We start from the raw sequence: 9,751 nt of genomic DNA on the forward strand, positions 1-9,751 counted from the left end.
TCACCTGTGCGTGTACTGCACCCGTAAATCGAACGTGTGATGCAATTTGGGGGTGACGTCCTCCTACGACTTCCCCGACGACCTCCTGCACGCCCAGCGTGCCTGGTACACCGCCTACCGTCGGCTCGCCCAGGAAGAAAACCCCTCCCAGACCACCGTCTTGCGCCGCACCCTGCAACGCCTCTCGGTCCGGATCGCCACTCACCCCTACTGGGCGACCATCCCCGGCCGGGCGCCCGCCGCCCGGATGGCGCTCAAGCAGCAGACGTGGGCACCGGATGCTGAAGAGACCCGGCGATGACCGCCTACCTCAGCGGCAGCGAGCAGCGGCTCAGGCGGGCCCTGCGGGAGCTGACCGACGAGGCCGGCTACCCACCGTCGATACGGGAGCTCGCCGAGACGGTGGCGCTGTCCGCCGCGACGGTGGCGCTGTCCGACTGGACGGTCGCCTCCCACCTGCAAGCCCTGCAACGCCGCGGCACCCGCACCCGCACCCGCACCCGCACCCGTACCCGTACCGCAGCCGTACCGCAGCCGCTCGTACCAGGTGCGGTGACAGGCCGGTGGCCACCGCCGCGGCCCGGGCCGAGCGTCGGCATGCAGTGCAGGGCGATTCCCGGGCCGTGTTCTTGGGGCTCTCGGCCCGGGTGCGGTCGCCGGGATGCGGCGCGGTGAAGTTGATGCCGCTCTCCGCCGGCTGGTTTCGTTCATCTCCAGCGACAGCGGTTGTTCGCGGGTTTCAGCGGTGGTTGGTGATCAATCCGCCCGCGGGTGTTCACGTGACATGTCGGCACTGCGGTGCGTCAGTGCTCGTTCAGATCTTCCTTGTACTGCGGCAACGGCGTCCTGACCGGCCTGGGCATGTAGCTGTTTGACCAGACGCTGCCGGGCATCTCAGGAATTCGAGGTGCCCGGCAGCACTACTGTGCACGGATGGGGCGCGGTCACGGATCCGGCACATCGCTGCTTTCGAGTACGCGGTAGTCAGGCGTCCGGGTTGGTGTCCTGGTCAGGTTCGCGCTGAAGTAGCTGCTGCAGTGCCGCGAGGTGCCCGCCGTAGCGGGCCTGGCCCAGGGGGGTCATGCGCAACCAGGTGCGCGGGCGTCGTCCGATGCCGCCCTTGCGGATATCGATGTAGCCCGCGTCCTCCAAGGCGCGGCTGTGCTTGGCCACCATCGAATCGCTCAGCCCCGTCGCCTCCCGGACCGTGCGGAACTCTACCCACTGCGGGCCCGCGGCCAGCAGCGCGCAGATCGACAGTTTCGGCAGCGGGTGGATCAGGGGGTCCAGTCCACGGGTGGGTCGGTCACCGCTGCTGGCTCCCCGTCAGGATGTCGCCCCGGATCCCGCAGCCGTCCAGGTCAGCAGGAACGCGATCACGCCCCCCGCGGCCACCGCGACCATGATGGCCGCCCATGGGGCGCCGCTCGACGAACCGCTCAGCCGGCCCAGCGCGAACACCACCGCCAGGCCGCCCAGGGACACCAGGACGAACGCGGAAAAGCGCCGACGCAAGGACGGGTACGCCGCGAACGGCCACGCATCCCGCCGGTTCATCCCGGACCGCACGGAGAACACCACGATCAACGCCACGTACAGCAGACCGCCACTCTGGCCGTACGGCAGGTCCGGAATACCCAGACGCCGGTAGCCGGCCGCCGGGAACGCTCTGCTGACCGCAAGCGCCCAGGACACCGCGATCAGCACCGGAAACCACCAGCCGAGCCGAACCCGCGCAGCCGCGGCCCGGCGCTGACGCTCCACAACGTCCATGCCCACCTGGTACTTGTCCATCCGTCACTCCCCGCACGCAGCGTAACTTTCCAAGTGGAAAGTGCTTTCTGGGCTCATATTCAGCAACCCGGGCATGCGGAGCCCCAGCTCCATCGGCTCCTTCTTGAACGCGCCCGCGCCGCGGCCGCTGCGATCCGAGCCCGCGTCGTCGGCGTGGCCGGCGCCGGCCGCCCGGCGGCGTGCTGCGGCCGGGCGCCAGGCGTTGTACTGGGTCATGGCCCCATGAGCAGGGGGAATGCCGCCAGGAGACGGCTGTACATCTGAGGGTATGAAGCGGGGTGACCTGGGCCCGCTGATGGCAGGCCGCCGAGACGGCCTCAGCTGTGGCCGTTTCCGCGCCGCTGCAAGGGGCGCCCGGCACCGTGACCAGTCGGGCCGTGCCTCCTGTGCCGCGGTGTCGTTGAGCGGGTGCGTGCCCGCCCCCCCCGCCCGCGGCGGCGCACCTGAGGGCCTGGGCCGTGATGGCCGGGCCCTCACCCCTCACCGGTACCCGTTGGAGGGGGCCGGCCGGCATCAACAGGCTGGTGGCCTTCGAGGTCAAGCCCGGCATGCTTTGCAGGGGGGCGGTCGGTCCAGCACCCGTCCCAGCAGTCCCGGCAGCTGCGGGTGGCCCCGGGCCGTGACCGCTGGACTGGCGGGCTCATGGCGGCGGTCAGCGGCCGTTTGGACCACAGGTATGCGAGCCCACCGGTACCAAGGCCGCGGTCGGCGTCATCTGCTGGGTGCTCCCCGGACATACGCGCAGGCCTGCGCGGCCGTGAAGGCGGCTTGTGCGGCGCGCTGCGCGTGGGTCTCGTCCAGGGGCAGGTCCGTGGTGAGGAGCTGGTAGTAGAGCGGCGCGGATACGGCCCGGATCACCGCGCGCGGGTCGGTGTCCTCGGGTACCTCGCCCCGTGCGGCGGCCTGCTGCACACAGGGCGCCCACTCCTCGACGCGGACCTCGTAGAAGCGGTGCAGCGCCTCGGCGGTTTTCGCGTCGCAGGTGGCCGCAGCGAGAACGGCTTTGAACAGTGCGCCCTGACGCGGGTCGGCCAGGGTGCGGCGTACGAGCCGGGCGTTGGCCTCGAGGTCCCCGAGCAGCGAGCCCGTCTCGGTGCGGGGCAGCGACTGCTCGGCCATGTCCGCCAGCAGGTCGGCCACCAGGCCGGTCACGGTGCCCCAGCGGCGGTAGACGGTCGTCTTGCCCACGTCCGCGCGGCGCGCGACGTCGGCGAGGTCGAGCCGCGCAAAGCCCTGTTCGGCCAGTGCGTCGCCGGCCGCCTGCAGCACCGCGGCCCGTACCCGCGCCGTCCGTCCCCCCGGGCGCACCTTTCCCGGGTCGGCACTCTCAGAATCCATAACGGCACTCCAGTTCCATTTAAGGCTCGGTCTCTGCTACTGTCCATCTTAACGGAACACGAGACCCATTAACCCTTCGGGGGAGGATTCAGTCATGGAGTACAGGCAGCTCGGTGCTTCCGGGCTCAAGGTGCCCGCTCTGAGCTTCGGCACCGGCACCTTCGGCGGCCGGGGGCCGCTGTTCGAGGCCTGGGGCGACACGGACGCCCGCCAGGCACGCCGGCTCGTCGACATTGCGCTGGACGCCGGCATCACGATGTTCGACACCGCGGACGTGTACTCGGGCGGCGCCTCCGAGGAGGTGCTGGGAGAGGCGATCAAGGGCCGCCGGGACGAGGTGATCATCTCCACCAAGGCCGGGCTGCCGATGGGAGACGGCCCCGGCGACGCGGGCACCTCCCGTACGCGGTTGATCAAGGCAACCGAGGACGCGCTGCGCCGCCTCGGCACCGACCACATCGATCTCTTCCAGCTCCACGCCTTCGACGCCGCCACTCCGGTCGAGGAAGCGCTCGCCACGCTCGACCAGCTCGTGCACGCAGGAAAGATCCGCTACACCGGCGTCTCCAACTTCTCGGGCTGGCAACTCATGAAGTCCCTCGGGACGGCGGACCAACACGGCTTTCCCCGCTATGTGGCCCACCAGGTCTACTACTCGCTCGTCGGTCGCGATTACGAGTGGGAGTTGATGCCCCTCGGACTCGACCAGGGCGTAGGAGCGGTCGTATGGAGCCCGCTGGGCTGGGGCAGACTCACCGGAAAGATCCGGCGCGGCCATCCGCTGCCCGAGCGCAGCCGCCTGCACGAGACCGCCGACTACGGCCCGCCGGTGGAGGACGAGCTCCTCTTCCGCGTGATCGACGTCCTCGCACAGATCGCAGAGGAGACGGACCGCACCATCCCGCAAATCGCCCTCAACTGGCTGCTGCGACGCCCCACCGTTTCCTCCGTCATCATCGGCGCCCGCGACGAGACGCAGCTGCGCCAGAACATCGGCGCGGTCGGGTGGGCACTTACCGACGAACAGGCCGCCCGCCTCGACGCCGCGAGCACCAAACCCGCGCCCTACCCGTACTTCCCGTACGAGCGCCAGGAGGGCTTCGCCCGCCTCAACCCCCGTCCGACCGGTATCGCGTAGCCCCTCACCTCATGCGCCGGCATCAGGCGCCAGGCCCTACCGCAGGCCGCCCCGGACGAAGAGGTGCCACAGACCTGAAACCGCGCATCCGTCGGGTTCCACGGCCAAACCCCGCCCGCACCGATCCAGTTCCTGCCGCTGCGAAAGCGGCCGGCCACAGCAGTGCCCGGCCCGGCGGCGACGTCCCGATCCAGCCGACACGAGGCGCATACAACTCCCTTGGGGAAAGCGGAGATTCCCCTACGAAAGCGAAACGCAACCGACTCTTCCCCGCCGCACGGCGGGGCTGTCACCACAAAAGGATTGTCATGGATCTGCAGCTTTCCGGCCGCGTGGCCGTCGTCACCGGAGCCTCGAAGGGCATGGGCCTGGCCATCACCCAGACCCTGCTGCACGAGGGCGCCCGCGTCGTGGCCGCATCCCGCAAGACCAGCCCAGCACTCGACGCCCTCGCAGGGCCGAACCTGGTCCACGTTCCCCTCGACCTCATGGACCCCGAAGCCCCGCAGCAGGTCGTCAACCGGGCGATCACCGACTTCGGACAGCTCGACATCCTGGTCAACAACGCGGGCGGCCCGCCGCCCGGTGTGTCCCTGCCCCGCGGCTCCTTCCTGGACGCCTCGGACTCGGACTGGCAGGCGATGTTCCAGTTCAACCTCTTCGCCGTCGTCCGCGCGATCCGCGCCGCGATTCCGCACCTGCTCAAGAGCGACGCGGCCGCCGTCGTCAACATCTCCTCCGCCAACGCACGCGCTCCACAACCGATCAACGTCGACTACGGCGCGGCCAAGGCAGGCCTGAGCAACATCACCAAACAGCTCTCCATCGAGTTCGGCCCCCAGGGCATACGCGTCAACGGTGTCGTCCCTGGTGTCACTCGCACCGAGTGGTGGACCGAGGAAGACGGTGTGGCCGACAAGATCGCCGCACAGGCAGGCACCGACAAGGACAACGTCATCAACAACGTCGTGCCCCAGATGCTGAGCCTGACCACCGGCCGGTTCGTGGAACCACAGGAGATCGCCGACGCGGTGGCCCTGCTCGTCTCACCGCGCTCGGGCAGCACCAACGGCGCCGAGTTCGTCATCGACTCCGGCCTCCTCAAGGAACTCTGAGCTATCTCGCGCGAGGCGGGCCCCTCCTCGGGGCCCGCCTCCGCGCCTCCATCGTCCCACGCACCGCAAGAGACCAAGGGCCGTCTGCCCGCCCGCCGTCCCACCGGGCCCTACGCACAGGAGCCTTCCCATGACGCTGCTCACCCCCCTGCGGCATGCCCCCAGACCGCCGCGCCGCCACGGACCCACCCGCCCGAGCAGATAGCCGGCCGCGAGCGCGACGACGGTCGCGGTGACGATGCCCATCACGACCACCGCATCCCGATCGCGGACAGCTGCTCAACCCGCTCCGGCGACAGCGTCGCGGCCCGACTGCGCTGATTGCTGGTCCATGCCCCAAGCCGGAGCTCGCGCTCCTCCTGGTCCTCGCCGACGACGATCCGTTCAACGTGCTTCCTCGGCACCCGAAGGTGCCCCTCGCGCTCGAAGAACTGCTTGGCGGCCTGGTAGTTCATCGCCCACTCGTCGGCCTGCGTACGGCGCGGCTTCGGCTTCTCGTCCTCACTCGCGGGTTCGATCCCGAGGACCTGTTCGCACATCCACTGCTGCGCGCCGGTGAGCTGCTCCCACCCCAGCCGGACCGACGTCACCCACCGTCCGAGGTCCTCGCCCTGGCGTACGACGTCGCCCGCCGTGGCGGGCAGGCCTCCACCGGCGTCGAGGTGCTGCCGGGTCAGATGGAAGCAGCGTTGCCAGGTCACCGGCCAGGCCGGGCACCAGGACGGGTCGATGTCCTCCAGTTGCTCCCGCCGCTCCTCCGTCAGCGCGCCGGCGGACGAAACCACGGGCAGGCCCTCCGCCCGCCGCTGCTCGACCTCTACCGCCTTGCGGGCGGCGGCCCGCGCGTTCTTCAACCAGATCCCGACCTTCGCCCCCCGGTACGTCGCATCCACCGAAGCCAACAGATGCCCGTGCTCCGCAGCCCACCCACGCGCTGCGGCCAGGCCCTCCTCCCAGGCGACGTCGAAGTGCGACCACACCATGCCCAGCTTCTCCAACTGCGCGATGCGGTCCTCGCCCATGTCGCCCCGGACATAGAACCGCCGCGCGTCAGCGGTCCACCAGCCAAGCGGAAAGCCCGCGAGCGAGGCCGGCCACCCCTCGGCCTCAGCTTCTTCCCCGGCCGGGACACGGTACGCGAACGGCACCCGCAGATCGCCGTGCTGACGGGCATAGATGACGGCGGCTTCCATGCCCCGCCGCCAGTGCTGATGCTCAGGGTTGAGCACCCGCAGGTTGATGAACGCCGCCAGCTGCGCGGGGTCGCGCGGTGTGCTGAACTTCAGCAGGGCCTTCGCCGGAGCAGAAGGCCCCCCGTCCCCGCCGGCGCCCTGCTCCTTGCCCTCTGCGTCCTTGTGGACGGGCTTGCAGCGGCTCGGCGCCTGCTGCTCGGCCAATGCCTCCACCACCCTGGCGTCGTGCGCCCGGAGCGCCTCCAAAAGCTTTGCCAACCCGCCGAATGCCTTCGAGGTCAGCATGTTGTCCGCCGTCTCGCCCGGTCCGAGCAGCACCGGCACGACCAGGCTGGCCAGCTTGCCCTCGCCCGGCTGCATCCGCAGCGCCCGCCCCACCGCCTGCACCAGGTCCGGCATCGAGCCCCGGACGTCAGCCCAGTACACAGAATCACAGACACGGGTGTCGACGCCCTCGCCCAGCACCTTCACAGAGCCCAGATAACCCTTCTCCACCACCGTGCCGTCCATGGCGATCCCGCCGGCGAACTCGCCCAGCACACGGCGGCGGTGGAGGGGCTTGTGATCGCCGCACAGCCAGTCGGCCCAAACTGCCTGCGGATACAGCTCGGGACCGCTGTCATGCAGCTGCTTTGCGACCTGGGGGAGGCCGACCGCGAAAGCTTCGGCTTCCTTGACGACGTGATGGAAGACTAGCGTGCGCCGAAAACCCTCCTCAGCTGACGCCTTGAGCAGGGCGGTCTGGAGGGCGGCGAGGCGCGCCCCCCGGACCTCGTCCGACCGGCCATCCACACCGAGCAGCACGGCGGCCTGGTGCCGGGCATCGGTGACGTCGACGCACACGACTTGGTAGGGGGCGCAGATCCCCCGGTCGATGGCCTCGGAGAGCGTCAGGGTAAATGCCCTGCTGCCGAAGGGGCCCTCGGGGTCATCGTCCATGCTCGCCACCAGCTCGCCCACAGCGCCCTCCCGGTCCTCGTCGAGCTGCCACAGGCGGGGCGTGGCGGTCATGTAGAGCCGGCGCAGGGACGGGATCTTTTGGTTGTCGTGCACGACCGCCCAGGGCTTCCCGATCCGCCCGGAGGTCCGGTGTGCCTCATCGACCACGATCAGGTCCCAGGCCGAAAGACCGGCAGCGTGCGCCCGCTCCAGTGTGCCCAGACCGAGTGAGGCGTACGTGGCGAACACGGTGACCTTGTCCAGGCCGCGGGTCCACTGCACCAGCTCGTCCACGGCCGTGGTGTTGGGAAAGCCCGCCTCCTCGCCCCGCAGGGAGGACACCCCGACTATCGGCCCCCGACGGCCCCCCTCGCGCCACGCAGCCTCGGTCTGCGCCAGGAGGTCCAGCGAGGGCACGAGCACCAGGACACGGCCCGCGTGGAGCTCCTCCGCGCTGCGGACCGCCACCCGGGTCTTCCCGGATCCGGTCGCCATGATCACCTGAGTCCGGAGCCCTCGCTCCGGCACAAGTGAACTTGCAGACAATTCGAGAGCGCGGATGACGGCGTCAACAGCTTCTCGCTGGTGGGGCCAGAGGTCTTTCTCTGCCATATCCGCTCTGCCTTATCCTGATTGCCGGTGTGGCCGACTCGAGCGTCAGCTGACCACGAAACCCTGCCTGCAGACTCACAGTTGCCGCAGTGGCGAGCTCTTCAAGGGCGCCTTCCTGCATCCGCGTTCCGGGCCGCTCCGGGCCGTTCCACGCGACCCGAGATGATACAGAGGCGTGACGCACTAATCCCAGAGTCTATCTCCCAACAATTTTGAAGCAAACCGAGCTCGCCGAGAACCATCAAGACCTGCCAGTCCGGGAGTGGCTCGGCGAGCAGGGCGTCAGCGCCCACTCCTCAAGTTCGATGCGAAACGCTCCCGCAACCAGTGGACCTTCACGGCAGAGGGTGGGGCCCTGTCTCATCCCGTCCGGAATGATGCGGCGTCAGCCGGTGAGTGTTTGAGCAATGGGCTCGCCGTCATCCGCAGGCAGGCATGGACGTCCCGTTCTGACCATCCCGTAGTGAGCCAACAAGCGGCCACAAGCTCGGGCAGACTGGTAGTCATGAAGAGGCGCAGTGCGCGGCAGACGCTGGTGGTTGACGGAGAGAAGTTCGACGTCTCCAAACGCCCCGGTAAGCGGGGAACGTACGACTTCACCTGGCTGACAGGCCCCAACCCCGGCTACGGCTTCACCTCTGCGGTGCAGCCCGCCAGAGCCCTGAGCGTTCCGGAATTGGAAGCGTCAGCCCGCGACTTCTTGCAGCAGGTTGACCCGACTACCGGGTACATCGAGTAATGCCCCGCCCCTCTGAGCCGGCCATGCCCCGCACGAGCCGCCGTCAGGACTGCGACGACCACTCGAAACCTGCCTTGACCTCTACGGACCGCACAGCGCATACATCCGGCTGAGCGTCATGAGCCCCCGTACTCAGGTGTATTGGGGTTCCCGCGCGCCACTATGGCCGTGCCATGACAGATCACCGGGAGGGGCAAGCGTGATGAACGCGAGGAAAATCGTGACCGTGGCGATGCTGGCAGTCTTTGGGATGGCAGGGGCAGGAGCCGCGCCGGCTGCGGCGACTGGAGGCCTTCTTCCTCATCCTGGGCCGGAGGGCCTGGTGTGGGTGGAAGGAAGAACGGGGGACGGGGGAGTGGCGTCCGGTGGGGCGTGGGACAGGCTGCCGACCGTACTCACCGTGGCCTGCGAAGGCGGCGGCAGCGTGGCGGTGACGATGAAGTCACAGCAGGTACAGGCAGCCGAGTTCGAGGTGACGTGCCCTGCCGGCAGGGCGGGCGTGGGATCGGTGACCATGGACGCAGGGCGCGTGCAGGGATCCTTCACAGTGGCAGTTGACGCCTCGAAGGAAGACACCCGGTGGGCCCTGACAGTGACCCAACCCGAGCAGAACCCCACCGCGTAGCCAGCCGCCCGCGCCAGCGGGCCGGCCTGGAGGCGAAGCCGCAAGGCCAGGGGAGCGCAGCGACCCGTACGCGAAGCGCACTCAGATCCCAAGCGAAGCGCGGGATCTGACGGCCCGAAAGGGCCGGCCTCGGCGAAGCCGAGGCAACTGGGGTGCGCAGCACCCCAGCCCGACCCGCGGAGCGGGTCGGGCAACCACCACGCGGAGCGTGGTGGTTGCCTTGCACAGCGCGCAGCGCTGTGGTACCCGCTCCGCGGG

The 9,751-nt window shown here is 69.3% G+C and carries 10 protein-coding genes; 5 read left to right on the forward strand and 5 right to left on the reverse strand.

Annotated elements, in window-relative coordinates:
* Positions 1 to 52: 52 nt before the first annotated feature.
* On the forward strand, positions 53 to 301 hold the full coding sequence (locus ACGFR7_RS36345; protein ID WP_393328021.1) for a hypothetical protein: 249 nt from the start codon (positions 53 to 55) through the stop codon (positions 299 to 301).
* Positions 298 to 675, forward strand: a complete 378-nt coding sequence (locus tag ACGFR7_RS36350) for a hypothetical protein (protein WP_393328024.1) — start codon at positions 298 to 300, stop codon at positions 673 to 675. The genes ACGFR7_RS36345 and ACGFR7_RS36350 overlap by 4 nt, the downstream gene beginning before the upstream one ends.
* Before the next feature lie 309 nt (positions 676 to 984).
* Here ACGFR7_RS36350 and ACGFR7_RS36355 read toward each other — a convergent pair whose 3' ends face one another.
* The 4 genes from ACGFR7_RS36355 to ACGFR7_RS36370 form a co-directional block, all read right to left on the reverse strand.
* Entirely contained in the window at positions 985 to 1,290 is a 306-nt protein-coding gene (locus ACGFR7_RS36355; protein ID WP_393328053.1) for a transcriptional regulator, read from the reverse strand.
* 36 nt (positions 1,291 to 1,326) lie between these two features.
* Complete coding sequence (locus tag ACGFR7_RS36360) at positions 1,327 to 1,794, reverse strand: hypothetical protein (protein WP_393328027.1); 468 nt, start codon at positions 1,792 to 1,794, stop codon at positions 1,327 to 1,329.
* Between the two features lie 3 nt (positions 1,795 to 1,797).
* On the reverse strand, positions 1,798 to 2,010 hold the full coding sequence (locus ACGFR7_RS36365) for a hypothetical protein (RefSeq protein WP_393328029.1): 213 nt from the start codon (positions 2,008 to 2,010) through the stop codon (positions 1,798 to 1,800).
* Positions 2,011 to 2,505: 495 nt separating this feature from the next.
* A complete protein-coding gene (locus ACGFR7_RS36370; RefSeq protein ID WP_393328032.1) occupies positions 2,506 to 3,132 on the reverse strand; it encodes a TetR/AcrR family transcriptional regulator in 627 nt (208 codons plus the stop codon).
* 94 nt (positions 3,133 to 3,226) lie between these two features.
* On the opposite strand from ACGFR7_RS36370, the gene ACGFR7_RS36375 reads away from it, so the two are divergent.
* Both ACGFR7_RS36375 and ACGFR7_RS36380 read left to right on the forward strand, forming a co-directional pair.
* Positions 3,227 to 4,270, forward strand: a complete 1,044-nt coding sequence (locus tag ACGFR7_RS36375) for an aldo/keto reductase (protein ID WP_393328034.1) — start codon at positions 3,227 to 3,229, stop codon at positions 4,268 to 4,270.
* 308 nt (positions 4,271 to 4,578) lie between these two features.
* The gene (locus tag ACGFR7_RS36380) at positions 4,579 to 5,385 is read left to right on the forward strand and encodes an SDR family NAD(P)-dependent oxidoreductase (protein WP_393328037.1); all 807 of its coding nucleotides are present in this window, start codon (positions 4,579 to 4,581) and stop codon (positions 5,383 to 5,385) included.
* Between the two features lie 245 nt (positions 5,386 to 5,630).
* Here ACGFR7_RS36380 and ACGFR7_RS36385 read toward each other — a convergent pair whose 3' ends face one another.
* Positions 5,631 to 8,129 carry a Helicase associated domain protein gene (locus tag ACGFR7_RS36385; RefSeq protein ID WP_393328040.1) on the reverse strand — a complete coding sequence of 833 codons (2,499 nt, stop codon included), beginning with the start codon at positions 8,127 to 8,129 and terminating at the stop codon, positions 5,631 to 5,633.
* Positions 8,130 to 8,634: 505 nt separating this feature from the next.
* Here ACGFR7_RS36385 and ACGFR7_RS36390 point away from each other — a divergent pair.
* Complete coding sequence (locus ACGFR7_RS36390) at positions 8,635 to 8,868, forward strand: hypothetical protein (protein WP_393328042.1); 234 nt, start codon at positions 8,635 to 8,637, stop codon at positions 8,866 to 8,868.
* The last annotated feature ends 883 nt before the right edge of the window (positions 8,869 to 9,751 follow it).

This window comes from Streptomyces sp. NPDC048516, from assembly GCF_043199875.1.
In the GTDB taxonomy this organism is placed as follows: Bacteria; Actinomycetota; Actinomycetes; order Streptomycetales; family Streptomycetaceae; genus Streptomyces.